Origin of the sequence: Leeia oryzae DSM 17879, from assembly GCF_000376945.1 — a bacterium.
Lineage (GTDB): Bacteria > Pseudomonadota > Gammaproteobacteria > Burkholderiales > Leeiaceae > Leeia > Leeia oryzae.
In genome coordinates this window covers 521,248-545,665 of record NZ_AQXU01000025.1, presented here as the reverse complement: position 1 = coordinate 545,665, position 24,418 = coordinate 521,248, and the positions used below count along the sequence as shown (strand labels likewise).

The following is a 24,418-nucleotide window of genomic DNA, read 5'->3' as shown; positions in this document are numbered from 1 at the left end:
GGCAAATAAAATTGTTGGATGAGCATCATGGTATTTAAGGTATGAAAGGACAATCTGCCCAAAGTTCCATTGGCCGGGCTTCAGCCGGCTGATGGCAAAAAAACACAGACTGGCTAGGGTTTGACCCACCCAGCCCGGATCGCCCCGGCAAACACCAGTCGATATAGCTGGTCGATTGGCCGGTGCAGTTTGTCCAGATAACGCGGCGCGCTCCAGCGGCTCAGGCAAGCAGAGACACCAGCGACCGCGATGGCGCCCAGCATGTCCAGCGGAAAGTGGACGCCCAGATAGATTCTGGCCCAGGCAACGGGCAATGCGAGCAGCAGCAAGGCCAGGCCGGCCAGACGGGTGCGGACATGCAGCCACAGGCTCAGCCCTACGGCACACATCAGCGTCATGTGGTCACTCGGAAAAGACGAGTCTGCCGCATGCGGAATCAGGGTATGCCCAAGCCCGATCATGAACGGGCGGGGGTGTTGCCAAAAGAGGCCAATCAGCTGGTTAAGTGCCAGGCCGATCAGGCCGGCGACAAATGCTTCCAGTGCATGGCGTCTGACCGTGGCAGAGCCGTACAACCAGCCGGCGACCAACAGCAAGGGAATGCTGAAGACCAGATAGTCCGCGCAGAAAATGGCCAGACCCACTCCAACGCCATTCGCATGTGCAGGGGCATTAATCAGCAGGAAGAGGGTGGTATTGAGCTTTTCTAGCATGGTGCTTACCAGGTTGCCGGCAATGGGTTTTGCCGGTAAGGGAGCGTGCTGCTCAGGCGATGTGGCGGGCTACAGACCCGTCCACCGGGTTATACAGCAGGTGTACCGGCTGACCATGTCTGGACAAGCCCTCAATCTCGAAGCATACGCCCGATGTCCGGAAGCCGAGAATGGTGTAACCCGCCTGCTGCACAGCGTTCTGCATGCTGGTTTCTGCCAGTGAGGCGCGGGAGATCAGTGCGGCGGCACTGGTCTCGCTGATGGCGAGTTCGCTCATGCTGAGCAGGCCGAGAGAAGCCAGGATGGATAACAGTTTGCGCATATGGGGGTCCATGGTCAGAAATCATTCAATGCTACCCATGATAACCGGCAATCCTTAAGCGAACCTTAGCAGCCATGGCGGAAGACGGGCAGGTGAGTCATGCAGACCATCATTGTTGTTGAAGGTGCTCCTGCTGCAAAAAACTCAGGAACTGCTGCATGCCGGGGGTAATGGTTTTACGGTCATGGACCAGAATGGAAAAATTCCGTTCGATCGGCGCGAGCTGGCTGCGGATAACCACCAGCCTGCCGCTATCGAGCATGTCTTGCACCACCCAGCGGGACAGACAAGCGATGCCAAGGCCGGCCGCCGCCGCATTCTTGATGGCCTCGTGGTCGTTGAATTCGATGGTGCTATTGAGTTTACCCAATTGTGGCAACAGCAGCAGTTCCAGAATTTCCCGTGTACCGGAGCCTTTTTCTCTTAACAGCCAGTTAGAGTTCGACAACCTGCTGACCGGCGCCGGCTGATCCCCGAAGGCCCGGACGACAGGGTGCCCGGGCGCCGCCACAATCAGCAGTTCATCCGGCAGCCAGCGGTTGACGGTGATCTCTGCGGCATGGCAAGACCCCTCCACCAGGCCGATATCTACCTCGAAACCGGCGACCTGTTGCGTGACGTCACCCGTGCTGGCAACGGTAATCTGCAGGGGCGGCGTTTCATCGCCCAGCTGTAGCCCCAGCGTCTCGAAGTAATGACGGAGCAGCTTTGGCAGGGTGTAATTGCCAATGGTCAGGCTGGCACCGATACGCAATACGCTATGTGCCTGGCCAACGCACGCTTCTTCCAGCCGGTTGGCGTTGTCCAGCAGGTTGAGCACCATGGGCAGCAAGCCCCGGCCTTTGTCATTGAGCTGCAGTTTGCGCCCGGCCCGGTCAAACAGCGGGTTGCCGATGCTGTGCTCCAGTTCGCTGAGCGCCGCACTGACGGCCGATTGTGAAAGCGACAGATAGGCGGCTGCCGCCGAGGTACTGCCGGTTTTGACAATGGCTGAAAAAATCTGCAACTGGCGGAGGGTGAGTTTCATGGCGTACTTTCCATCATCTATCGATTTTGCTGGTAGATTATATGAAAACAATCCGTTTGTTTGATAGATTTGATCGCGATAGAGTACATGACATCAGGTTTTGCCAGCGATGGCGGAAAACGGGGTGTGTGATGTGGATGTTTTTGCTGATCGGGGTATCTGCCGGAGTGGCTTCCGGACTGTTCGGGATTGGTGGCGGGGTGTTGATCGTGCCGGCGCTGATCTACTTTGCCAAATTCAGTCAGCACGCGGCGGTAGGGACCAGCCTGGCCATTCTGCTGCCCCCGGTGGGGATTGGTGCGGCCTACCAGTATTACCAGCACGGCAATGTAGATCTCCGGGCGGCGCTGATTGTGGCGGCGGCCTTCATGGTCGGTGGCTGGCTAGGGGGTACGCTGGCCAGCCAGTTGCAGGCACAGATGCTCAAGCTGATGTTCGGGGTTTTTGTCTTGTTTATCGGTGGGCATCTGATACTGGATGCTATCCGGCAGGTATGATTTGAGGGTTGGGTCTGTGTTTGTCAGATTGCAGCAGGTGTTTTTGAAAGGAGGTGCTCGTGTTAAAACAATTCACCGTGATGACGTTAACGCTGTCCGGATGCAGCACGTTACTGGTTGCCGGGCCAACGTTCGCAGAAGAGACCAGCCGGCAAGCTGAAGTGGCCAGCCGAGGGGCCGAGGTGATGCCGTTTCAGCTACAAGCTACCCGGCATGTGTTTACCAAAACGCCAGCCGGCGGCGTGCAGCAGGTACTGGTACGGGATGCGGGCAATACTGCGCAGATCGGCATGATCCGCATGCATCTGGGCATGATTGCGGCCCAGTTTGGCCAGGGTGACTTTTCAGCGCCAGCGCATATTCATGGCATGGATATGCAGGGGCTGGCCGTTTTGCAGCTGGCCAAGCCAGGTACCGTGCAGGTGCGGTATCAGGACGTACCGGGCGGCGGGCAGATTGAATACACCACCCGGGATGCCTCTTTGGTGACAGCGCTGCATCAATGGTTTGATGCGCAAGTGTCTGACCATGGCAAGGATGCCGAAGCCGGCAGCATGCCGCATGACGGCATGCACCACAACATGATGCAGAATTAAGCCTCCCTACGTTTTCTCTGGCTGAGGCCGGCAGCCGCTTTATGGTAAGGTGTGATTTTTTACCTGCCGGTTCTTCTGCCATGTCTTCAACACCTTCGCTTCCTCCTGCGACACCGCCAGCGCCAGTCAGTTTCTGGCAAGCGTTCCGTTTTTGGCTAAAACTGGGGTTCATCAGTTTTGGCGGCCCAGCGGGGCAGATCTCGATCATGCATCAGGAACTGGTAGAAAACCGGCGCTGGATTTCCGAACGGCGCTTCCTGCATGCGCTGAACTACTGCATGGTACTGCCCGGCCCGGAGGCGCAACAGCTGGCCACCTATATCGGCTGGCTGATGCACCGTACCTGGGGCGGCGTGGTGGCTGGTGCCTTGTTTGTGCTGCCTTCGCTGCTGATTCTGGTGGTGTTATCGTGGGTATATATTGCGTTTGGGGATGTGTCTTTTGTGGCGGGTATTTTCTACGGCATCAAGCCGGCCGTGACTGCGATCGTGATTCAGGCCGCGCACCGCATTGGCGGACGCGCCCTCAAGAACCGTCCGCTATGGGCCATTGCCGCAGCGGCCTTTGTAGCCATTTTTGCCTTTAACGTCCCGTTTCCGCTGATTGTGGCCGTCGCGGCGCTGATTGGCTATGTCGGCGGACGGGTATCACCCGATACCTTCAAGACCGGTGGCGGCCACGGCAAGGCCGATGCATCCTATGGTCCGGCGCTGATTGACGACCATACCCCCACGCCGGCGCATGCCCGTTTCAGTTTCTTCCGCCTGGGACAGGTGTTATTGGCCGGGGGCTTGCTGTGGGCCGTGCCGATGGTGCTACTGACGACGTCACTGGGCTGGTCGCATACCCTGACGCAAATGGGCTGGTTCTTTACCAAAGCGGCCTTGCTGACCTTTGGCGGTGCGTACGCGGTATTGCCGTATGTGTACCAGGGTGCTGTAGGGCATTATCTGTGGCTGAGCCCGACCCAGATGATGGACGGGCTGGCACTGGGCGAAACCACGCCCGGACCGCTGATCATGGTGGTGGCGTTCGTCGGTTTTGTGGGGGGCTATGTCAAAGCCGTATTCGGGGCTGACCAGCTGTTTCTGGCTGGCGCGGTCGCCGCTACGCTGGTGACCTGGTTTACCTTTTTGCCATCGTTCATCTTTATTCTGGCCGGTGGCCCGATGGTGGAATCCACCCATAACGACCTGAAATTTACCGCCCCGCTCACTGCCATTACCGCCGCGGTGGTCGGGGTGATTCTGAATCTGGCCCTGTTCTTTGGCTACCATGTCCTGTGGCCACAAGGTTTTCAGGGGCGGTTTGATATCTGGTCCGCCGTGATTGCGCTGGGAGCGGCCGTCGCCTTGTTCCGCTTCAAGCGCAATGTGATTCACGTCATTGCGGTATGCGCACTGTTGGGGTGGGGGCTGAAGGTGTTGCTGTAGCGCGTCATCCGGAGGGGAGTATTGCCAGATCAAAGGCCGGAGCCGACACAGGCTGGTTGCCAGCGACTCGGTGACGAGCCTGGCTCTGGCGGCATGGCTGCCGCCAGAATGGTGATCTAGTGGGGGCTCAGGCAAATTTGTAAATGGACAATAGCCGTAATTGGTCGCTGGCAATGATTTCCAGTTGTTGCGATGCCTCCGAGGTTTGCAAGGCGATGGCGCTGGACTCTTCGGTTTGCTGGGCAATGGTTTCAATGTGCACGGCAATTTGATTGCTGGCTACGCCATGCTCGCTGATGGCACTGCTGATTTCACCAACCATCTGCACGGTCGATAATGCCGAAGCGCCGATTTCCGTAATGGACTTGTTGGCTTCGTCAGCCCGGCTGACACCGATTTCCACCTGTTCTATGGCTTGCCGAATCTGGTGCGTGGCACTTTGCGTGTCGGTGGTCATCGCATCAATGGTTGCCGTAATTTCGGTGGTGGAGTTGGCTGTTCTTTCTGCCAGTTTGCGCACTTCATCTGCCACCACGGCAAACCCTCTGCCCTGCTCGCCAGCCCTGGCGGCTTCGATGGCGGCGTTGAGCGCCAGCAGGTTGGTTTGTTCCGCGACATCCTTGATCACACTCAAGACTTGGGTGACTTCCAGACTGCGTTGCTCAACCTGCGTGATACGGCTTTGGGCATCCTTGACCAGCGTGGAAATCTGGCGGATGTCATCTACAGTGTCGGAAATGCGGGTTCGTCCGTTGGCAACCAGCTGACTGGATTGTTCTGCCAGCGCTTTGGTTTCCTTGCTGCGGTCTGCCACATGATGAACACTCACGGTCATTTCTTCGACGGTGGCGGCGACTGTGGCGGAGGAATCGCTTTGAATACTGGCGGCAGAGGCAACCTGGGTTGCTGCGGAGGCCATTTGGGCTGCTGCTACGCCAATCTGGTTGGCGCCGTCCTGGATTTGCTTCAGGTGGCGGCTTTGTTCTTCCAGCAACTGGTTAAACAGGGTGGCGGTTTCGGAGATTTCATCCTGACCGTAAACGGGCGATCGCTGGGTAAAGTCATGCTGGCGGGCCACTGTCGCCATGGTGTGCTGGAGGCTGCGCAGCCCGCGATTCAGCCGGCGGGAAACATGCCATCCTGTCAGGATGCAGATGGTCAGGGTGACGAGTACCAGCATGACGATGGTCAGTACGTCATTGTGGTAAGCCTCATCATTCAAGCGGTCATAGCGGCTGATCTGATCATAAAAATGCTTTTGATGGGCGACGAGCTGTTTCAGCAGATTGCCGCCGTTACCCTGTTTGCCTGCCGCGATGGCGGCCGTGGCTTCGCCGGTTTGAACTGCATGCAAGGTGGTATTCAGCTCTTGCACATAGTTTGCCAGTATCACTTTATCTTGCTGAAATAATCTGGCATCTTCCCCGGGTTGTACCATGGGGGCAAGGGTATTCGTGATGGTCAGGAGGTCTTGCAAGGCTGCTTTGGCTTCGCTGACTTGCTGTTGTTTGTTGGGGGCATCATTCAGCGCCGTAAAACCAATGGCTTTCCAGGCGGCAATCCGGGCACGGGCGATGGCCATTTTCCCCTCATCCAGCAGTTTTAGTTCAGGCATGAAATTTTGCTGAACGTGCTCAAACCGGGTTTGCCCCTGTGACTGGGTATACAGCCCTGTTGCTGCCATGATCGCCATGCCGGCAATGGCACCTGTCAGGGTGAGTGTAACTTGTGTAATGATTTTCATTCTGGTTCACCTTTGTGCCTGGCAAGCATCAGAAATGACGGACTGGCTTACCACGGTGCTGGATGCGTATTGCGGACGGGCGGTGACAAGTCCAAGTCAATCAGACGATTAAATTATGACATTTATATTACATTAGCACGGATGCATATGTGGCGATGCGGCCTAAATGTTACTAAAAGTTAATTTTCATATTTAATTCGCATAAATTGTGATTTTGGTCGTTTTCAGACAGATAACAGGGGCACAGAATTCACGTAATGTATTGAATATAAGACGAATATCAGCAATAAATTCACCAAAGCCAGTGGTTTGGTTGTATGCTTTAAAGTCCATGCACACCCGACCAGGTCGGGCGGCGGGCATGGTTTGCCTCAAGGGTTTTCCGGCTTCTGATCCATGATTGGGGTGGTGACCATCACGTGAATACCGGTGCAGGTTTTCTCGTTTGCCGCGTATCTGTTTGGCACAGGCTGCTGTGTCTGCTGGTCTTGTTGTTGTCTGCTTTATCCCTCTCTGCCGATACGCTGGAACCCGTCAGCCTGCAACTGAAGTGGCGGCACGGCTTTCAGTTTGCGGGTTACTACATGGCCAAAGAGCGCGGCTACTACCGCGACGCGGGGCTGGAAGTAAATTTGCTGGAGGCCAAGCCGGGTCATCCGCCACTGCGGGTGGTGGAGGACGGGGAGGCACAGTACGGGGTAGGGTCCAGCAACCTGTTGCTGGAACGTGCAGCCGGGCAGCCGGTGGTGGTGCTGGCGGTGGTGTTTCAGCATTCGCCATCGGTCATCTTGTCGCGGCAATTTACCAGTGCCCCCAGCCTGCACGATCTGACCGGCAAGCGGGTCATGCTGGAACGTCCGGCAGCCGAGCTGATTGCCTATCTCAAGCAAGAGAACGTGCCCTTGTCCAGCCTGACGCTATTGCCGCATTCCTTTACCCCGCAGGACCTGATCGACGGCAAGGTGGATGCGATATCTGCCTACATGACCAACGAAACCTATTATCTGGAAAAAGCGCATTTCCCCTACAGCATGTTCAGTCCGCGGGCCAGCGGCATCGACTTTTACGGGGACAACCTGTTTACCACCGAAGCCGAGTTGCGTGACCACCCAGAACGGGCCCGTGCGTTCCGTGATGCGAGCCTGCAAGGCTGGCAATACGCGATGACCCATGTCAATGAAACCATCGGGGTGATCCTGCGCAAGTACAATCCGCAGCTCAGTCGCGAGTTTCTGGCGTTTGAAGCGTCGCACATGCAGGGGTTGATCCGTACCGATCTGCTGGAGGTCGGTTACATGCATCACGGCCGCTGGCAGCACATTGCCCAGACCTATGCCAGCCTTGGCCTGTTGCCAACCGGATTTTCCCTGAAAGGGTTTCTCTACGAGCCGGAGACCAACCCCGTACCCTGGAAATGGATTTTCACGGCGGTAGGGGTGGTGACGCTGCTGGCAGCCGTGCTGGGGTATATTGTCTGGATCAACCGCCGCCTGAAACAGGCGCTGGCAGACAGTCACCGCACCGCGCTGGCGCTGCGCGAGAGCGAAGAGCGGCACCGCTTGCTGGCAGATCACGCCAGTGACGTGATCTGGACCATGGATGCATCCTGCCGGTTTACCTATGTCAGCCCGTCGGTCGAGAAATTGCGCGGTTATAGCGTCACCGAGGTCATGCAGCAATCGATTGCTGAGGCCTTGACGCCGGATTCGGCCATCATTGCGATGGAGGCACTGGCTTGCGGCATGCAGGCCGTGGCGCACGGGAAACATTTTCCGGAGTTCCGCGGCGAACTGGAGCAACTCTGCAAGAACGGCTCTACCGTCTGGACAGAGACCACCACGACCGGCATCTATACAGCCAACGGAACATTTGTCGGCATTCTGGGGGTGACGCGCGACATTACCGAGCGCAAGAAAGTGGAGTCGCGGATTCATCACATGGCGCAGTTTGACATGCTGACCGATCTGCCCAACCGTGCTTTGCTGTTTGACCGGCTGGGGCAGGCCATCGAAGTGGCCAAGCGCAACCAGAGCAGTTTTGCGGTGATGTTTCTGGACCTGGACAAGCTCAAGCCGATCAACGATACCCTCGGGCATCACATTGGGGATTTGTTGCTGATCGAGGCAGCCAACCGCATGCGGGACAATGTGCGGGCTTCGGACACGGTGGCGCGGGTGGGGGGCGACGAGTTCGTGATCCTGCTGCCGCAGATGGACGACAAGGAAAGCGTCGTGCGGGTGGCGGAGAAAGTGCGCTTTGCGCTGGCTTCGCCATTCCGGCTTGACCAGCACGTGCTGGATAGCTCGTGCAGCATTGGCATTGCCATTTACCCGCAACACGGCGAGAGCGAGATCGAGCTACTGAAGAACGCCGACGATGCCATGTATTTTGCCAAGCAGCACGGGCGCAACAACATCCACTTTTGTGATCTGGACGAAGGACTGAGTTACCAGCAGAACATGTTTAACCATGATTCGCACTGACGGTACGGCTTACAGGGCTTCGCTGACGTCGTAAACACAGGTGATGGATAACTGTTCATCCTGGTTCAGCCAGTGGCCGCCGGTGAGCGCGGCGTCAAAGGCGGTCAGGTTCGGGAAGTCCGGTACGTGTGTGCAGGGTTCCAGGCAGAAATAATCTTCATTTTCCGGGGTGTAGATGGCGAAAAAGTCTGCAGGTGCGCTGCTTTTGAGCGTGATGGCGTGCGTCCCCAGAGTCACGGTGGCGGTATGTTGCCAGCCAAAGAAGGTGTTATCCAGCACGTGCTGGGCGGGGTCGAACACCCCGGCGAGGGTGTTGCTCAAGAAATGGTCATCACTGGGGCGTAGCGGCAGGACGGCTTGGTCCGATAGCCAGTGCCCTGCGCTGTTCAGCGTGACCCGCGCATCCTGCGTGCGGCAAAAGTAGGGGTGAAATCCCAGCCCGTAAGGCATCGGGGTGCTGCCGTGATGGGTCAGCGTCAGGGTTTGTGTGAGGCCGGTGTCGGTCAGGGTAAAAGATTGATCGGCCTGAAACGGGTAGGGCCAGTCGGCGGCATCGACCACCAGCCGCAGATGGGCGCTATCCTCTGTCTGTTGCACCACCGTCCAGGGCCGTAACCAACCGATGCCATGCAGCGCATGCTGCAAGCCGTTCAGGACCGGCAGGCGGACGGTGTCACCCTGTGGCGTCTGGAACTGACGGTCGCGGATACGACCGCAGTACGGCACCATCGGGAAACTGGCCATGGCCGTGATGTCTTGCCGGACCAGCGCATCATCGGTGGCGGGGCGGAACCAGTGGGTTGGCTGCCCGTGGTGTTTGCTGTAAAAGCGGGCGATGCTACCGCCGATGTGCGGGGCCAGTTGCAGATGCAGCTTGTCAGCACGAAGGGTTAGCAAGTCCATGATCAGCCCTGGAAACGCTGTGCCGGCAAGCCGGTGACGCCTTGCGGGTCGATCTCGAACAGGCCGCCCGCCAGTGGTTCTTTGGCCAGATCAGCGGCAGACAAACCGTCGCGGGCCGAGGTGACGATCAGGCGGTCCAGCCGGTCGCCGGCAAAGGCGAGGTTGGTGACTTGGGAGACGGGCAATGGCACGCGCCGAAGCAGCGTGCCGTCCGGTGCGAAGCGGGATACACAGCTACCCCCCCAATGCGCCACCCAGATGGCACCCTCAGTGTCTACCGTCATCCCGTCCGGAAAGCCGTCTGTCTCGGTAAACTGTAGCCAGACACGGCGATGGCTAAGACTGCCGTCCGCCGCCAGATCGTAAGCGTAGATGGTCTGTTTGAGGGTGTCGGTATGGTAGAGCGTGCGCTGGTCTTTGCTGATGCACGGGCCGTTGCAGATCTGGTAGTTGGTATCTACGGTGTGCAGGCTCAGGTCCGGATCCAGCCGGTACAGGCAGCCCGCCGGGATCTCCGGGGTCAGGTTGTGCATGGTGCCGGCAAAAATCTGCCCGCTGGCCGTGGCTTTGGCGTCGTTGAGCCGCATGTCTGGCGATTGCGGATGCGGGTTGATCAGTTTCACCAGCTCGAGCGTGGGCGTCAGGCTCAGGAAGGCAAAGCCATCCTGCAGCCCCGCCACAAAGCCGCCTTGTTCGCGCTCGATGATCCAGCCGATCAGGGCCGGCATCGGCCATTGCTGGTGCTGGCCGGTTGTCAGGTCCAGCGCGTGCAGCGCCGGCGCCTTGATATCGACAAAGTACAACCGCTGGTCACGCGCAGACCATAGCAGCCCTTCGCCCAGCGTCGCCCGGACATCCAGTAACAGACGGGCTTCCATCAGGTCCACCCGGCGTCCACCACAAACTCTTGGGCGGTGATCATTTTGCTGTCGTCAGCCGCCAGGAACAGCGCCATGTTGGCGATGTCATCACCATGCAACCGGCCGTTCAGGCACTGGCTGTCGTCCAGCATTTTCTCGCCAGCCGCATCCACCCACAGGCGCAGCTGTTTCTCGGTCATCACCCAGCCCGGGGTCAGCGTGTTGACGCGGATACCCTGTTTGCCAAGGTCACGCGCCAGCGCGCGCGTCATGCCGATGGCGGCCGATTTGCAGGTCTCGTACACCGGGTAGCCGGCCCCTTTGATTTTCCAGCTGACCGAACTCAGGTTGACGATCACGCCCTTGCCGGCGGCCGTCATGTCGGCAGCTGCGCACTGGGCCGCAAAGAAGCCGGCGCGCAGGTTGATGGCCACCATCTTGTCGAAGTAGTCGAGGGTGACGTTTTCCAGCTGGTGACGGTCATCGTTGGCGGCGTTGTTGATCAGTACGTTCACCGGGCCAAAATGCGCTTTGGCAGCGGCAAAGGCGGTGCGGATCTGCTCGACATCGGTCATGTCGCACGCGATGAACATCGGTGTCGGCCCCACGCCGGTGGCCGCCGCAATCACGGCCTCGGCCGCGCTGGCATTACGGCCGGTAAAGGCCACTTTCGCACCCTGGCGGGCAAAGGCGGTGACGATGTCGGCACCGATGCCGGAGCTGCCCCCGGTGATGAAAACCACTTGCCCAGCCAGGCTGGGGTAAACGGCGAATTGTGTCATGTGTGTCTCTTTGTCGGTGCATCCCGTCGTGGCAGGATGTCTCATGGTGAAAGGCGGGCATGTGCTGCCCGCCCTGCATGCGAATGCTTAGTGTGACTCACGCGGGACGGCCGCGCCACTGCCACCTACCAGAAAGTCCATGTCGGCACCCAGGTGGGCCTGCTGTACGTGCTTCACATACAGCTGATACCAGCCGCGGGTCGGCTTGGCCGGTTCCACCCAGTTCTCGCGGCGTTTAGCCAGTTCTTCGTCGCTCACGTGCAGATGCAGTTTGCGGTTGGGAACGTCCAGCTCAATCATGTCGCCGTTCTGCACCAGGGCCAGCGGGCCGCCCACGGCGGCTTCTGGCGAGGTATGCAAAACCACGGTGCCGTAGGCGGTGCCGCTCATGCGTGCGTCGGAAATCCGTACCATGTCGGTGATGCCTTTTTGCAGCACTTTGGGCGGCAGCTGCATGTTGCCGACTTCGGCCATGCCCGGGTAGCCTTGCGGGCCGCAGTTTTTCAGGACCAGCACGCAGGTTTCGTCCACATCCAGTTCCGGATCGTCAATGCGGGCATGGTAGTCGTCGATGTCTTCAAACACCACGGCACGGCCGGTATGGGTCATCAGTTCTGGTGTGGCGGCGGATGGTTTGATCACGGCGCCATTCGGGGCCAGGTTGCCCTTCAGGACGGCAATGCCGGAGTCTTTCTTGAACGGGGTGGCCAGCGGCGTGATGACGTCGTGGTTGTAGTTGGGCGCGTTGAGTGAGTTCTCGACAATGCTCTTGCCGTTGGCCGAAATGGTGTTGGCGTGCAGCACCCCCCGGATTTCGCGAATCACGGCAGGCAGACCGCCGGCGTAGTAGAAATCTTCCATCAGGTATTTGCCGGACGGTTGCAGGTTGACCAGGCAATCCATCTCGCGGCCCAGTTTGTCCCAGTCTTCCAGCGTCAGTGGTACGCCGATACGGCCGGCAATGGCCAGCAGGTGGATCACTGCGTTGGTACTGCCACCGATGGCGGCGTTGACCTTGATGGCGTTCTCGAACGCTTCGCGGGTCAGAATCTTGGACATGGTCAGGTCTTCCTTGACCATCTCGACAATCCGGCGTCCGGTTAGCTGGGCCAGGCGGTTACGGCGGGAATCCACTGCCGGGATGGCGGCGTTTTCTGGCAGCGACATCCCCAGCGCTTCGACCATGCTGGCCATGGTGGAGGCAGTGCCCATGGTCATGCAGCTGCCTTTGGAACGGTGCATGCAAGACTCGGACGCCACGAATTCTTCCATGGTCATCTGACCGCCGCGCACCATTTCCGACATCATCCACACGCCGGTGCCGGAGCCGACATCCTTGCCCTGGAACTTGCCGTTCAGCATCGGGCCGCCAGACAGGCCAATGGTCGGCAAGTCGCAGCTGGCGGCGCCCATCATCAGTGACGGGGTGGTTTTGTCACAGCCCATCAGCAGGACAACACCGTCAATCGGGTTGCCGCGGATGGATTCTTCCACGTCCATGCTGGCCAGGTTGCGGAACAGCATGGCGGTCGGGCGCAGCTGGGTTTCGCCCAGCGACATGACAGGGAACTCCAGCGGGAAACCGCCAGCTTCATAGACACCACGCTTGACGAACTCGGCCAGTTCTCGGAAATGGCCGTTACAAGGGGTCAGCTCGGACCAGGTATTACAGATGCCAATCACCGGGCGGCCATCGAACATGTCGTCCGGATACCCCTGGTTTTTCACCCAGCTGCGGTGCATGAAACCGTCCCGGTCCTGTTTGCCAAACCAGCCTTGACTGCGTAGTGTCTTTTTCTCTTTTGTCATGATGCTTTCCTGAGGCGACTGCACGTGCTGTGCATGATGGACTGCATCTTAGCAACATCGAATGATGCTAATCTAATGAAAAAATAGATAACATTGATATTGAAAAATATATCATTTAAAAAGCGGCGGGTGCGTACCGCTCAGAAACTGGTGCCATAGATCTCGTTGGCCACCTCTTGCAGCGCATGCATCATGATCGATGCGCCAGGGGATAGCTGCTGGTCACGCCGGGTAATGAAACCGAATTCATCCATCTTGCACGGGAAGTCCACCGGCAGGATGCGGATCATGCCGTAGCGCGCATAGTGCTCTGCCACTTTGGTGGCGATGGCGGCCAGCATGTCGGTGGATTCCAGCAAGGTGGTAATCATCAGCTGTGACACGGTTTCGACCACGTTCATCGGTGGGTCGAGGTTCTGCTGACGGAACGCCATGTCTACCCGGTGCCGCAGCACACTGCCCGACGGGGTCAGGACCCAGGCGGCAGACATCACGTCGCGCAGACCCAGACCCTGAATATTCAATAGCGGGTGGCCGGGACGGCAGACGATGCTGATTGGTTCTTCGGCAATGCTTTCATAGATCAGGTTGGTTTTGTCGTGCTGCTGGAAAATCCGCCCGATCACGATATCGAGTTTGCCGGACATCAGTTTCGGCTGCAGCATGTCGCTGGTATCCACAGTGACATGAATGTCCAGCAGCGGGTATTGCTGCTTGATGCGGGCTATCGCCAGCGGTACCAGTTGGGTGGCGGGGTCGGTAATAGCGCCGATGCGCACCTGGCCGACCATGCCGGCCTTGAGCGCGTTGATCTCTTCGTGCGCCTGGCTCAGGCTAGATAACACCATCCGCGCGTGGCGGATCATGATCTCGCCGTACCAGGTCGGTTTCATGCCGCGCGGCAAACGCTCGAACAGCGGTACCTCCAGCATGTCTTCCAGCTCTTTCAACAGTTTGGAGGCCGCCGGCTGCGTCATCAGCAAGGCCTCGGCCGTGCGATGGATATTGCGTTCTTCGTCCAGCGCCACCAGCAAAAGCAGCTGCCGTGTCTTTAAACGGGCGCGAATAAACCAGTTGGAATAGTTGCCTGCCATGGGGCCTCCATTTTTGTTTGATATCAAAATTGATATCTATATTCTCATTTTTTTCATTAGAAATATATCTTTTATGGGGATAGTATTCGTCAAACCTTTTCAATGCCCGGATGCAAACAATGCTATTGATACAGTATCTCGACACCCGCAAACAACCGCAGCTTGGCCTGTTGTCTGACGACGGTGCGCACTACCAGCCTGTAGAAGGCGTGTCTTCTTCTTACGATCTGGCATGGGCCGCGATTCAGGCCGGCCATGATCTGGCGACCCAACTGCAACAGCATACCCTTGGTGCGCCAGCCGACTACGCCGATCTGGTTGCCCGTGGTGCGGTACTGACCCCGTTGTCGCATCCGGACAGCGCCCATTGCTATGTGACCGGCACCGGCCTGACCCATCTGGGCAGTGCCGCTACCCGCGACCAGATGCACCAGAAAATCAGCCAGACCGAATCAGACACCCTGACCGACAGCATGAAAATGTTCCGTCTCGGGGTGGAAGGCGGCAAGCACCAGCCAGGCAAGCCCGGCGTGCAGCCAGAGTGGTTTTACAAGGGGGATGGCAGCATTGTGGTTGCGCCAGGTCAGCCATTGCCATCCCCTTCTTTTGCACTGGACCACGGCGAAGAACCGGAGCTGGTGGGGCTGTATATCATCGGACCGGATCACAAGCCGTACCGCCTGGGGTTTGCCGTGGGCAACGAGTTTTCTGACCATGTGACCGAACGACAGAATTACCTGTATCTGGCGCATTCCAAATTGCGTCCCTGCTCGGTGGGTCCGGCGTTGCGCGTGGGCGAGCTGCCGGCCGCACTGACGGGCGAAAGCCGTATCGAACGCCGTGGCGAAGTACGCTGGCAGAAACCCTTCCTGACCGGCGAGGCCAATATGTGCCACAGCATCGCCAATCTGGAATATCACCAGTTCAAGTACGCACAGTTCTTGCGCCCGGGCGATGTGCACCTGCATTTCTTTGGCACGGCGACGCTCAGTTTTGCCGACGGCATCAGCGTGGCTGAGGGCGACGAATTTGTGTTGCAAGTACCCGGTTTCGGACCCGAACTGCGCAACCCGGTGGTGGTCGACCAACCTCACTATGACGTGGAAGGCGTGGTGGCATTATGAGCATGCCCGTGTACCGCAATTACATCAATGGCCGCTGGGTGAATGGTTCCACCATGGGCGTGAACCAGAACCCGTCTGATCTGGATAACCCGGTAGGCGAATACGTGCGCGGCAGCGCCACGGATACCACGGAAGCCATCGAAGCCGCCGACGCTGCGTTCCCTGTCTGGGCCGAGAGCAGCGTTCAACGCCGGGCCGACATTCTGGATACGGTCGGTAGCGAGCTGCTGGCCCGCAAGAACGAGCTGGGCCTGTTGCTGGCGCGAGAAGAAGGCAAAACCCTGCCGGAAGCGATTGGCGAAGTCGCCCGCGCCGGGCAGATTTTCAAGTTCTTTGCCGGGGAAGCCTTGCGCATCGGCGGCGAGCATCTGGCCTCAGTACGTGTCGGCGTGGAAGTGGACATTACCCGCGAACCGGTGGGGGTGGTGGGCATCATCGCGCCGTGGAATTTCCCGATCGCCATTCCGGCCTGGAAGATTGCGCCGGCGCTGGCCTACGGCAATACGGTGGTGTTCAAGCCGGCCGAACTGGTGCCGGGCTGTGCCTGGGCGCTGGCCGACATGTTGCACCGGGCCGGGGTGCCGGCCGGGGTGTTCAACATGGTGATGGGCAGTGGCCGGCTGGTGGGCAACACCATCGTCAACCATCCGTCTGTCAACGCCATCAGCTTTACCGGTTCGGTGGGTGTGGGGCGCCAGATCCAGGAAGCCGCGACCAAACGCGGTGCCAAAGTCCAACTGGAAATGGGCGGCAAAAACCCGCTGATCGTACTCGACGATGCTGATCTGGACGTGGCGGTGAACGCGGCGGTGAACGGTGCGTTTTTCTCTACCGGCCAGCGTTGTACCGCGTCCAGCCGGCTGATTGTGCAAAACGGCATTTATGACCGCTTTATGTTGGCGATGCAGCAGCGGCTAAGTGCGCTGAAAGTAGGTAACGCCGTCCTGCAAGGGGTGGATATCGGCCCGGTAGTGGACGAGAAACAGTTACAGACTGACCTCGACTATATCCGCATCGCCAAGGAAGAAGGTGCCAAGCTGGTATTTGGCGGTGATCTGGTCAGCCAGCCTACCCGCGGCCACTTTTTGCAGCCGGCCCTGTTTACCGGCGAGCCTGGCATGCGCATTGCCCGCGAAGAAGTGTTTGGCCCGGTGGCGGTAGCGATCAGGGCTGACTCTTTCGAGCAAGCGATGCAGCAGGCCAATGATACCGAATTCGGGCTGTGTGCCGGCATCTGCACCCAGTCACTGAAGTACGCGACCCAGTTCAAGCGCCGTGCGCAAGCCGGCATGGTGATGGTGAACCTGCCGACTGCCGGGGTGGATTTCCACGTACCGTTTGGCGGGCGCAAAGGGTCAAGCGTGGGTTCCCGCGAACAGGGACGCTACGCGGCCGAGTTTTATACCACCGTCAAGACAGCTTATACCGCTGCCTAGACACGTTTTATGTAGTAACCCCGTTCTGTTGCCGGGTGATGTGGCAGACCAAAGCCAGTGTACCAACATGAAGTACGCCTGATCCGTTATGCTTCGCGGCGCTGGCAAAACAAAGCACTATAAAGAGGAGATCACATGAAAAAGCACGTAATTGGCATGTTGCTGGGTGTTGCAACCATTATGCCTTATACCTCTCACGCAGCAGACAAAGGCCTGGTGGCGATTTCCATGCCAACCAAGTCTTCTTCCCGCTGGATTTCTGACGGCAACAGCATGGTGAAATTCTTGCAGGACCGCGGCTACAAGGCCGACCTGCAATACGCCGAAGATGATATTCCCAACCAGCTGGCCCAGATCGAAAACATGATCACCAAAGGCCCGAAAGTGCTGGTCATTGCCGCGATTGACGGTACCACCCTGTCTGACGCGCTGGCCAAAGCCGCCAGCAAGGGCATCAAGGTCATTGCCTATGACCGCCTGATCAAGGGCACCAAGAATGTCGATTACTATGCGACGTTTGATAACTTCCAGGTCGGCGTGATCCAGGGCGGTTATATCGAGAAAGCCCTGCACCTGAAAGAAGGCAAGGGCCCGTTCAATATCGAGCTGTTCGGCGGTTCGCCAGACGACAACAACGCGTTTTTCTTCTATAACGGCGCGATGTCGGTGCTGAAGCCATACATCGACAAAGGCAAGCTGGTGGTACGCAGCAAGCAGATGGGCATGGACAAGGTCTCCACACTCCGCTGGGACGGTGCAGTGGCCCAGGCGCGCATGGATAACCTGTTGAGCGCCAACTACACCAGCGCCCGTCTGGATGCGGTATTGTCTCCGTATGACGGTATCAGTATCGGTATCCTGTCTTCACTGAAAGGCGTAGGCTACGGTACACCGAAGCAGCCAATGCCGGTCGTGACCGGTCAGGATGCCGAGCTGCCGTCTGTGAAGTCGATTCTGGCCAAGGAGCAGTCTTCTACCGTGTTTAAAGACACCCGCGTGCTGGCCAAAGTGACCGTTGGCATGATTGACTCCATGCTGTCTGGCAAGCCCGTACCGGTGAACGATACCAAAACCTATAACAACGGCGTGAAAGTGGTGCCATCTTACCTGCTGAAACCGGTGAGCGTGGATATCTCCAACTGGAAGCCTGTGCTGGTAGGTAGCGGTTACTACACCGAAAGCCAGATCCAGTAAGCCTTCACTTGTAACCGGGGGCCCGGAAAAGCCGAATCACAGGATGTTCTCCAGCTGGCGCACTCTCCCGCTGCTGGCGGCATCTGCCTGACAGGCGACAAGGGCTGCCCGTTTGTTGTGGATGGTCCCCGTACCCGGACGGGTGCGGGTGCCACCAACCATGTTTCGCTGCTTTTACACAGCAAACCTCCTCAGGCAGTCCGGCCGCGTGTGCCGCTTGCCCGAGTGTCAACAAAACAGGGTGCAATGGTGGAAACAATTCTGGAAATGCGCGACATCACCAAGACCTTCCCTGGTGTGGTTGCGTTAAATCATGTCAATCTGTCGGTCAAAGCCGGTGAAATCCATGCGATTGTCGGTGAAAACGGGGCGGGCAAATCGACACTGATGAAGGTGCTGAGCGGCGTTTACCCGCATGACTCCTACACCGGCGAGATCGTCTTTAACGGTCAGGTGCAGGCGTTTGGCGACATTGCCGATTCCGAGCATCTGGGTATCATCATTATTCATCAAGAGCTGGCGCTGGTGCCGCAGCTCTCGATTGCAGAAAACATTTTTCTGGGTAACGAACAGTCCAACAACGGCGTCATCGACTGGGCGGCGACCCATGCCAAGACCAAACAGCTGCTGAAGAAAGTCGGGCTGAAAGAGTCGCCCTCCACGCTGATTACCGATATCGGGGTAGGCAAGCAGCAACTGGTGGAGATTGCCAAGGCACTCTCCAAAGAAGTGAAGCTGCTGATTCTGGACGAACCAACGGCCAGCCTGAACGAAACCGACAGCGACGCCTTGCTGGAGCTGTTGCTGGAGCTGCAACGCGAAGGGATTACCTCGATCCTGATTTCGCACAAACTCAACGAGATTTCCAAGGTGGCCGACAGCATCACGGTGATCCGTGACGGTGCCGCCATCGAAACCATGGACTGTAGCGACGGCCCGATTCCGGAAGACCGCGTGATTCAGCGCATGGTGGGGCGCGAGATGTCGGACCGCTACCCGCGCCGGACGCCAAACATTGGCGAGACGGTATTCGAGGTGAAAAACTGGCAGGTGTACCATCCGGTGCATCCGGACCGTCTGTTGATCAAAGGCATCGACCTCAATGTGCGCAAAGGCGAAATCGTCGGCATTGCCGGGCTGATGGGTGCCGGGCGTACCGAGCTAGCCATGAGCGTGTTCGGCAAGGCCTACGGCAAGCACATCAGCGGCGAAGTGCGTCTGCATGGGGAAGCCGTGGATGTGGGGACGGTGCGCAAGGCCATCCGCCACGGCATTGCTTACGTCACCGAAGACCGCAAGGCACTGGGGCTGATTCTGCACGACGACATCAAGCGCAACATCAGCCTGCCCAATCTGGGACGGGTGTCCAAGTCGTCGGTGATTGACGAAGGGCAAGAGTTCTCGGTGGCCAAGGATTTCCGCGAGAAGCTGAAAATCCGCTGTTCCAGCGTGCGTCAGCAGGTGATGAACCTCTCGGGTGGCAACCAGCAGAAAGTGGTGCTGAGCAAATGGCTGTTCTCGCAACCCGAGGTGCTGATTCTGGACGAGCCGACCCGCGGGGTGGATGTGGGGGCCAAGTACGAGATTTATACCATCATCAGCCAGCTGGCCAGCGAGGGTAAATGCGTGCTGATGATTTCTTCCGAAATGCCGGAACTGCTGGGGATGTGTGACCGCATCTACGTGATGAACGAAGGCAGCATGGTGGGTGAATTCAGCGCCGCAGAGGCATCGCAAGAAAACATTATGGGTGCGATCGTTCGCGCCGGGAGTCACTAAATGAGCAACGAAACTGCAGTGCTGCCCCCAGTGGCAGAGAAAAAGAAATACACCGGGTTCTTGCGCAAGAACATCCGTGAATACGCGATGTTCCTGTCGCTGATCGTGATCATGGTGTTTTTCCAGATCAAGACCGACGGCACGCTGATGATGCCGCTCAACCTGACCAACCTGATTTTGCAAAACAGCTATATCGTGATCATGGCGCTGGCGATGTTGCTGGTGATTGTGGCCGGTCACATCGACTTGTCGGTGGGGTCGGTAGCCGGTTTCATCGGTGCGCTGGCGGCGGTACTGATGGTGCAGCACAACGTACCGGTGGTGGTGGCGACCGTCATCTGTCTGGTGGCGGGTGCCATCATTGGCGCGGCGCAAGGGTACTTTGTGGCGTACACCAAGATCCCGTCGTTTATCGTCACGCTGGCCGGCATGCTGGTGTTCAAGGGGCTGACGCTGGCCCTGCTGGACGGCCAGTCGATCGGGCCGTTTCCGGAGATTTTCCAGAAGCTGAGCTCCGGTTTCATTCCGGACGTGTTTAACCACGAAACCCTGCGCCTGACCTCATTGCTGATCGGGTTCATCGTGGCCCTGGTGCTGTTCTCCATGAGCGTGCGTCAGCGTCTGGCCCATACCCGGCAGGAGATGGAAGAAGAACCGGCCGCATTTTTCTGGCTGAAAAACGTGCTGTTTGCCGGCATCATGGTCTACTTCAGCTTCAAGCTGTCCGAGTACAAAGGCTTGCCGAACGTGCTGATCATCATGAGCCTGCTGATCGTGCTGTACAACTTTGTGACCAATCGTACCACCGTGGGCCGCCGCATCTATGCCTTGGGCGGTAACGAGAAAGCCACCCGTCTGTCAGGCATCAATACCAGCCGGCTGACCTTCTATACCTTCATCAACATGGGGGTACTGGCGGCACTGGCGGGCCTGGTGTTTGCTGCACGGCTCAACACCGCTACCCCGAAAGCCGGTCTGGGCTTCGAGCTGGACGTGATTGCCGCCTGTTTCATCGGCGGGGCATCGGCTTCTGGCGGGGTGGGCAAAGTGATGGGGGCGGTGATTGGTGCCTTCATCATGGGGGTCATGAACAACGGCATGTCCATTCTGGGCATCGGCATCGACTACCAACAGGTCATCAAGGGGCTGGTACTGCTGGCCGCCGTCTGGGTGGATGTGTATTACAAGAACAAGTAATACCGCGTCCGCGCACTAACGCCTTCCTTCTTCCCGTCTGTCTCCTATTTCGATAGCGCTCCAACAGACGGGTTTTTTCTTCTTGCTGGGTGCAAAAGCCATGGCTAGCCATTCCTTTGCCTCCGATATCGGTCAGGCCGCGCTGATCGGGATCGACTGGGGCTCTACCAACGCGCGCGCATTTCTGTATGACCAGGCGGGACGGGTACTTGAGCAGCGTCATGCCCCGATCGGTGTGTCCCGTTACCCGGGCGAGTCTGGCGTTGCGGCCATGACCGACTGGCTGGGGGCGTGGCTGTCGGCCCACCCGGCATTGCCGATGCTGTTATGCGGCATGGCCGGCAGCAAGTCGGGCTGGCGGGAAACCGGCTATGTACCGACACCGGCGGCGGTTGAGCGACTAGTGGACGGGTTGCTGCAGTTTGAGGCGCTGGGCCGCCGGGTGGCCATTGTGCCCGGTGTGGCTCACGAGCGGCCGGGCGACGGGTTTCGCGATGTAATGCGTGGCGAGGAAACCCAGATTGTCGGTTTGCCGGCGGCGTGCATGCAGGCCGCCCGGCTGGATCTGGTGATGACGCCCGGCACGCACAATAAGTGGATTCATCTGCAGGCCGGGCGCATGACGGCCCTGGCCACCTACATGACTGGCGAGATGTTTGCCCTGTTGCGTCAGCATAGCCTGCTGGGCCCGGTCATCGTGGATGGTCCGTGGGATGAAGCCTGTTTTCTGGCCGGGGTAGACACCGCGCTAACCCACCCCGACTGGCTGCATCAGCTGTTTGGTGTCCGGGCCCGCGGCGTGCAGGGGCTGATGCCGGCGGCGGACCTGGGGCAGTGGTTGTCCGGCTTGCTGATCGGCTACGAGATCCAGGCGGCGCTGAATGCGCTGGGGTCAGCCCGACCTTCGCTGTGCGGCCTGATTGCGTCTGCCGCGCTGTGCCAGCGCTATGCCAGTGCGCTGGCGCACGTCGGCATCGACAGTTTACCCATTGATGGCGACCAGGCTGCTGCCAGCGGCCTGTGGCAGTTGGCCACCCGGGCCGGCCTGTGCTGATGCACCCGCGGCCCTTTTTTAGCATCCAGTCAGGACTTATCCATGAATACTTTGTCTGCAACCCCTGCTATTACCCTGAATGCCGCCATGGCGGACTTGCCGCTGGTGGCGATTTTGCGCGGCATCCAGCCCGATGAAATCCATGATGTCGCCGCTGCGCTGTATAACGCGGGCTGGCGCATGGTGGAAGTACCGCTGAACTCGCCTGATCCGCTGGAGACCATCCGCCGGTTGAGTGAGGCCTGGGGCGATCGCATGGTGGTCGGCGCCGGCACGGTGCTGACGCCAGACGCGGTGGCCCAGGTGGCCGCAGCGGGCGGGCGGCTGATTGTCTCGCCCAATCTGGACTTGGAGGTGGTGGCCGCCGCCAAGGCGCGTGGTCTCTATGTGCTGCCCGGCGTGCAAACGGCCACCGAGTGTTTTCTGGCCCACAAGGCAGGGGCCGATGGCTTGAAACTGTTCCCGGGGGAAAGCATTTCCATTGCCACCATCAAGGCGCTGAAAACCGTGCTGCCGGCGGACGCCCGGCTGCTGCCGGTGGGCGGCGTGACGCTGGACAACCTCCAGGCATTTAAAGCCGCCGGGGTGAGCGGCTTTGGCATCGGGGGGGCTCTGTACAAGCCGGGCATGACGGCAGCAGAGGTCAAGGCGCGTGCGGAGGCGTTTGCCGGGCAATACCGCGCCACTGCATCCGTCTAAGGACGCGTGCCGGTCGCCGTACATCTAAAAAAAATGATAAGAGGAGCACATGATGAGTATTGCCAAACGGATTGTGATCACGCTGGCCATTGCACTGGTGTCTCTGGTGGTGGTGGGTGGCGCTGGCATTCTGGGGCTGAAGAACACCAACGACAATGTCGCTTATGTGCTGGACAACACCATGCCCAGCATGGATGCGCTCCATAGCGTGTCTGACCATTTTTTTGACGCAAGAACGCTGGTGCTGCGGCATATCATGGAAATCGACACCGCCGCACAAAGCCGGCTGGAAGCGGCCCTGAAAGAGGATTATCGCCAGCTGGATGCCACGCTGGACATGTTTGGCAAGCTGCGGGTGGCCGACGCCAAAGACCGGCAGTTGCTGGAAGCCGACAAGCAGGCGATTGCGGCCTACAAAAAAGTGGTGGAGGTGATCTTGCAGCAGTCGCAAAGTGGCATGGCAGAAGACGCCCGCCAGCTGGCGGCCGGGGACGGCCAGCGCAAGGCGCAACAGGTGCTGACGGCCATCGGGCAGCATATCCGTTACAACCAGTCGCTGGCCACCCTGCAGAAGAACAACGCCGCCGCCACCTACCGCGACGGACTGGTGGTCTCGTTATTGGTGATGGCGGTGGCGATTCTGGTGACGCTATGGTTTGGCTGGCGCTTGTTTCGCATCATTGCTGCCGGGCTGGGCAACATTCGCGAGACCGTCAACACGGTTAGCCAGCAGCTGGACTTTACCAAGCGGGCAGTGGCCGGCAGCCAGGATGAAGTCGGCGATACCATCCATGCCTTTAACCTGCTGCTGGAACGCATGCAGGGCAATCTGACAACCCTGCAGACGGGCGCTGGCCAGGTGGCGGACCATGCCGGGCAGATGGCGACCACGGCACAGCAGTTGTCACAGACGGCCGGCAGTCAGAGCGAAGCCTCGGCCAATGTGGCCGCCACGGTCGAACAGATGACGGTGAGCATCAACCACGTGGCCGACCGCGCTGGCGAGGCACTGGCGCTGGCGCAGTCCTCCGGCGAGCTGGCTCGGGAAGGTTCCAAGACCATCGCCCAGACCATTGCCGATATCCGGCATATCTCGGCGACGGTCAGCACCGTGGCCGTTACCATCCAGAATCTGGAAGCCCAGGGAGCGCAGATTGGCTCGGTGGTCGCAGTGATCAAGGAAGTGGCCGAGCAGACCAATCTGCTGGCGCTCAATGCCGCCATCGAGGCTGCACGGGCCGGCGAGCAGGGCCGGGGGTTTGCGGTTGTTGCTGATGAGGTCCGCAAGCTGGCCGAGCGCACCGCCAGTTCGACTCAGGAGATCGCCCGTACCATCGAAGCCATGCATCAGCATTCGCAGCAGGCCACACAGCAAATGAGCTCTGCGGTGGCGTTGGTGAGCAGCAGCGTCAGCCGTGCCGACCGCGCGGACAGTGCCATCCAGGCCATCGGCCAGGCGGCGGACAACACCCGGGTGATGGTGGGCGATATTGCCGACGCTATCCGTGAACAGAGTGCTGCCAGTACCAATATTGCGGTCCAGGTGGAGCGGATTGTGGCCATGACCGAAGAAGCCAGCGCCGCTTCCAGTCAGACCGCGGCGGGTGCCGCCACCCTGGACGACCTGGCCGGGCGGCAGATGTCGGTGTTGCGGCAGTACGTGCTGTAGACT

22 protein-coding genes are annotated in these 24,418 nt (G+C 59.0%); 12 read left to right on the top strand and 10 right to left on the bottom strand.

Annotation, left to right across the window (positions count from 1 at the left end):
• Positions 1 to 113: 113 nt before the first annotated feature.
• The 3 genes from F552_RS0116070 to F552_RS0116060 form a co-directional block, all read right to left on the bottom strand.
• A complete protein-coding gene (locus tag F552_RS0116070) occupies positions 114 to 713 on the bottom strand; it encodes an undecaprenyl-diphosphatase (RefSeq protein ID WP_018152789.1) in 600 nt (199 codons plus the stop codon).
• A gap of 52 nt (positions 714 to 765) precedes the next feature.
• Positions 766 to 1,047, bottom strand: a complete 282-nt coding sequence (locus F552_RS19635; protein ID WP_018152788.1) for a PepSY domain-containing protein — start codon at positions 1,045 to 1,047, stop codon at positions 766 to 768.
• 97 nt (positions 1,048 to 1,144) lie between these two features.
• The gene (locus F552_RS0116060; RefSeq protein WP_018152787.1) at positions 1,145 to 2,062 is read right to left on the bottom strand and encodes a LysR family transcriptional regulator; all 918 of its coding nucleotides are present in this window, start codon (positions 2,060 to 2,062) and stop codon (positions 1,145 to 1,147) included.
• Between the two features lie 131 nt (positions 2,063 to 2,193).
• Between F552_RS0116060 and F552_RS0116055 the strand changes: the two genes are divergently transcribed.
• From F552_RS0116055 to chrA, 3 genes are all read left to right on the top strand, one after another.
• Positions 2,194 to 2,559, top strand: a complete 366-nt coding sequence (locus tag F552_RS0116055) for a sulfite exporter TauE/SafE family protein (RefSeq protein WP_018152786.1) — start codon at positions 2,194 to 2,196, stop codon at positions 2,557 to 2,559.
• A 59-nt stretch (positions 2,560 to 2,618) separates the two neighbouring features.
• Positions 2,619 to 3,155, top strand: a complete 537-nt coding sequence (locus F552_RS0116050; RefSeq protein ID WP_211208300.1) for an aspartate carbamoyltransferase — start codon at positions 2,619 to 2,621, stop codon at positions 3,153 to 3,155.
• Positions 3,156 to 3,235: 80 nt separating this feature from the next.
• On the top strand, positions 3,236 to 4,588 hold the full coding sequence (chrA, locus tag F552_RS0116045; RefSeq protein WP_026182810.1) for a chromate efflux transporter: 1,353 nt from the start codon (positions 3,236 to 3,238) through the stop codon (positions 4,586 to 4,588).
• 127 nt (positions 4,589 to 4,715) lie between these two features.
• Here the strand turns inward: chrA and F552_RS20190 are convergent, their stop codons facing one another.
• Entirely contained in the window at positions 4,716 to 6,332 is a 1,617-nt protein-coding gene (locus F552_RS20190; protein ID WP_018152783.1) for a methyl-accepting chemotaxis protein, read from the bottom strand.
• A gap of 419 nt (positions 6,333 to 6,751) precedes the next feature.
• Between F552_RS20190 and F552_RS0116030 the strand changes: the two genes are divergently transcribed.
• A complete protein-coding gene (locus F552_RS0116030) occupies positions 6,752 to 8,815 on the top strand; it encodes a diguanylate cyclase domain-containing protein (protein ID WP_018152782.1) in 2,064 nt (687 codons plus the stop codon).
• 9 nt (positions 8,816 to 8,824) lie between these two features.
• On the opposite strand, the gene F552_RS20185 is transcribed toward F552_RS0116030, so the two are convergent.
• The 5 genes from F552_RS20185 to F552_RS0116005 all read right to left on the bottom strand — a co-directional run bounded on the left by F552_RS20185 (position 8,825) and on the right by F552_RS0116005 (position 14,263).
• Complete coding sequence (locus F552_RS20185) at positions 8,825 to 9,718, bottom strand: aldose epimerase family protein (protein WP_018152781.1); 894 nt, start codon at positions 9,716 to 9,718, stop codon at positions 8,825 to 8,827.
• 2 nt (positions 9,719 to 9,720) lie between these two features.
• Positions 9,721 to 10,596 carry an SMP-30/gluconolactonase/LRE family protein gene (locus F552_RS0116020; RefSeq protein WP_033375891.1) on the bottom strand — a complete coding sequence of 292 codons (876 nt, stop codon included), beginning with the start codon at positions 10,594 to 10,596 and terminating at the stop codon, positions 9,721 to 9,723.
• Entirely contained in the window at positions 10,596 to 11,360 is a 765-nt protein-coding gene (locus tag F552_RS0116015) for an SDR family NAD(P)-dependent oxidoreductase (RefSeq protein WP_018152779.1), read from the bottom strand. Before F552_RS0116015 ends, F552_RS0116020 begins: the two co-directional genes overlap by 1 nt.
• A gap of 87 nt (positions 11,361 to 11,447) precedes the next feature.
• Entirely contained in the window at positions 11,448 to 13,169 is a 1,722-nt protein-coding gene (locus tag F552_RS0116010; RefSeq protein ID WP_018152778.1) for an IlvD/Edd family dehydratase, read from the bottom strand.
• 140 nt (positions 13,170 to 13,309) lie between these two features.
• Positions 13,310 to 14,263 (bottom strand): LysR family transcriptional regulator, encoded by a 954-nt coding sequence (locus F552_RS0116005; protein ID WP_018152777.1) that lies wholly within the window; start codon positions 14,261 to 14,263, stop codon positions 13,310 to 13,312.
• Positions 14,264 to 14,382: 119 nt separating this feature from the next.
• Between F552_RS0116005 and araD1 the strand changes: the two genes are divergently transcribed.
• The 3 genes from araD1 (at position 14,383) to chvE (ending at position 18,017) form a co-directional block, all read left to right on the top strand.
• Positions 14,383 to 15,387 (top strand): AraD1 family protein, encoded by a 1,005-nt coding sequence (araD1, locus tag F552_RS0116000; protein WP_018152776.1) that lies wholly within the window; start codon positions 14,383 to 14,385, stop codon positions 15,385 to 15,387.
• Positions 15,384 to 16,823 (top strand): aldehyde dehydrogenase family protein, encoded by a 1,440-nt coding sequence (locus F552_RS0115995; protein WP_018152775.1) that lies wholly within the window; start codon positions 15,384 to 15,386, stop codon positions 16,821 to 16,823. Before araD1 ends, F552_RS0115995 begins: the two co-directional genes overlap by 4 nt.
• 135 nt (positions 16,824 to 16,958) lie before the next feature.
• The gene (gene chvE / locus F552_RS0115990; RefSeq protein WP_018152774.1) at positions 16,959 to 18,017 is read left to right on the top strand and encodes a multiple monosaccharide ABC transporter substrate-binding protein; all 1,059 of its coding nucleotides are present in this window, start codon (positions 16,959 to 16,961) and stop codon (positions 18,015 to 18,017) included.
• A gap of 36 nt (positions 18,018 to 18,053) precedes the next feature.
• On the opposite strand, the gene F552_RS21010 is transcribed toward chvE, so the two are convergent.
• Positions 18,054 to 18,179 (bottom strand): hypothetical protein, encoded by a 126-nt coding sequence (locus tag F552_RS21010; protein ID WP_018152773.1) that lies wholly within the window; start codon positions 18,177 to 18,179, stop codon positions 18,054 to 18,056.
• Positions 18,180 to 18,263: 84 nt separating this feature from the next.
• Here F552_RS21010 and mmsA point away from each other — a divergent pair, with 84 nt between their 5' ends.
• From mmsA to F552_RS19620, 5 genes are all read left to right on the top strand, one after another.
• On the top strand, positions 18,264 to 19,796 hold the full coding sequence (gene mmsA, locus F552_RS0115980) for a multiple monosaccharide ABC transporter ATP-binding protein (protein ID WP_018152772.1): 1,533 nt from the start codon (positions 18,264 to 18,266) through the stop codon (positions 19,794 to 19,796).
• Positions 19,797 to 20,993, top strand: coding sequence for a multiple monosaccharide ABC transporter permease (gene mmsB / locus F552_RS0115975; protein WP_018152771.1), 1,197 nt, complete (start codon positions 19,797 to 19,799; stop codon positions 20,991 to 20,993).
• A 100-nt stretch (positions 20,994 to 21,093) separates the two neighbouring features.
• Positions 21,094 to 22,047, top strand: coding sequence for a 2-dehydro-3-deoxygalactonokinase (locus tag F552_RS0115970; protein WP_051078336.1), 954 nt, complete (start codon positions 21,094 to 21,096; stop codon positions 22,045 to 22,047).
• Between the two features lie 42 nt (positions 22,048 to 22,089).
• Positions 22,090 to 22,746 (top strand): 2-dehydro-3-deoxy-6-phosphogalactonate aldolase, encoded by a 657-nt coding sequence (locus F552_RS0115965; RefSeq protein WP_018152769.1) that lies wholly within the window; start codon positions 22,090 to 22,092, stop codon positions 22,744 to 22,746.
• A 49-nt stretch (positions 22,747 to 22,795) separates the two neighbouring features.
• Positions 22,796 to 24,415, top strand: coding sequence for a methyl-accepting chemotaxis protein (locus tag F552_RS19620; RefSeq protein ID WP_245546701.1), 1,620 nt, complete (start codon positions 22,796 to 22,798; stop codon positions 24,413 to 24,415).
• The last annotated feature ends 3 nt before the right edge of the window (positions 24,416 to 24,418 follow it).

Bases quoted from the DNA above. Each gene is read 5' to 3' on its own strand.
- F552_RS0116070 (WP_018152789.1), bottom strand. From the start codon at position 713: ATGCTAGAAAAGCTCAATACCACCCTCTTCCTGCTGATTAATGCCCCT.
- F552_RS19635 (WP_018152788.1), bottom strand. From the start codon at position 1,047: ATGGACCCCCATATGCGCAAACTGTTATCCATCCTGGCTTCTCTCGGC.
- F552_RS0116060 (WP_018152787.1), bottom strand. From the start codon at position 2,062: ATGAAACTCACCCTCCGCCAGTTGCAGATTTTTTCAGCCATTGTCAAA.
- F552_RS0116055 (WP_018152786.1), top strand. From the start codon at position 2,194: ATGTGGATGTTTTTGCTGATCGGGGTATCTGCCGGAGTGGCTTCCGGA.
- chrA (WP_026182810.1), top strand. From the start codon at position 3,236: ATGTCTTCAACACCTTCGCTTCCTCCTGCGACACCGCCAGCGCCAGTC.
- F552_RS20190 (WP_018152783.1), bottom strand. From the start codon at position 6,332: ATGAAAATCATTACACAAGTTACACTCACCCTGACAGGTGCCATTGCC.
- F552_RS20185 (WP_018152781.1), bottom strand. From the start codon at position 9,718: ATGGACTTGCTAACCCTTCGTGCTGACAAGCTGCATCTGCAACTGGCC.
- F552_RS0116020 (WP_033375891.1), bottom strand. From the start codon at position 10,596: ATGGAAGCCCGTCTGTTACTGGATGTCCGGGCGACGCTGGGCGAAGGG.
- F552_RS0116015 (WP_018152779.1), bottom strand. From the start codon at position 11,360: ATGACACAATTCGCCGTTTACCCCAGCCTGGCTGGGCAAGTGGTTTTC.
- F552_RS0116010 (WP_018152778.1), bottom strand. From the start codon at position 13,169: ATGACAAAAGAGAAAAAGACACTACGCAGTCAAGGCTGGTTTGGCAAA.
- F552_RS0116005 (WP_018152777.1), bottom strand. From the start codon at position 14,263: ATGGCAGGCAACTATTCCAACTGGTTTATTCGCGCCCGTTTAAAGACA.
- araD1 (WP_018152776.1), top strand. From the start codon at position 14,383: ATGCTATTGATACAGTATCTCGACACCCGCAAACAACCGCAGCTTGGC.
- F552_RS0115995 (WP_018152775.1), top strand. From the start codon at position 15,384: ATGAGCATGCCCGTGTACCGCAATTACATCAATGGCCGCTGGGTGAAT.
- chvE (WP_018152774.1), top strand. From the start codon at position 16,959: ATGAAAAAGCACGTAATTGGCATGTTGCTGGGTGTTGCAACCATTATG.
- F552_RS21010 (WP_018152773.1), bottom strand. From the start codon at position 18,179: ATGGTTGGTGGCACCCGCACCCGTCCGGGTACGGGGACCATCCACAAC.
- mmsA (WP_018152772.1), top strand. From the start codon at position 18,264: ATGGTGGAAACAATTCTGGAAATGCGCGACATCACCAAGACCTTCCCT.
- mmsB (WP_018152771.1), top strand. From the start codon at position 19,797: ATGAGCAACGAAACTGCAGTGCTGCCCCCAGTGGCAGAGAAAAAGAAA.
- F552_RS0115970 (WP_051078336.1), top strand. From the start codon at position 21,094: ATGGCTAGCCATTCCTTTGCCTCCGATATCGGTCAGGCCGCGCTGATC.
- F552_RS0115965 (WP_018152769.1), top strand. From the start codon at position 22,090: ATGAATACTTTGTCTGCAACCCCTGCTATTACCCTGAATGCCGCCATG.
- F552_RS19620 (WP_245546701.1), top strand. From the start codon at position 22,796: ATGATGAGTATTGCCAAACGGATTGTGATCACGCTGGCCATTGCACTG.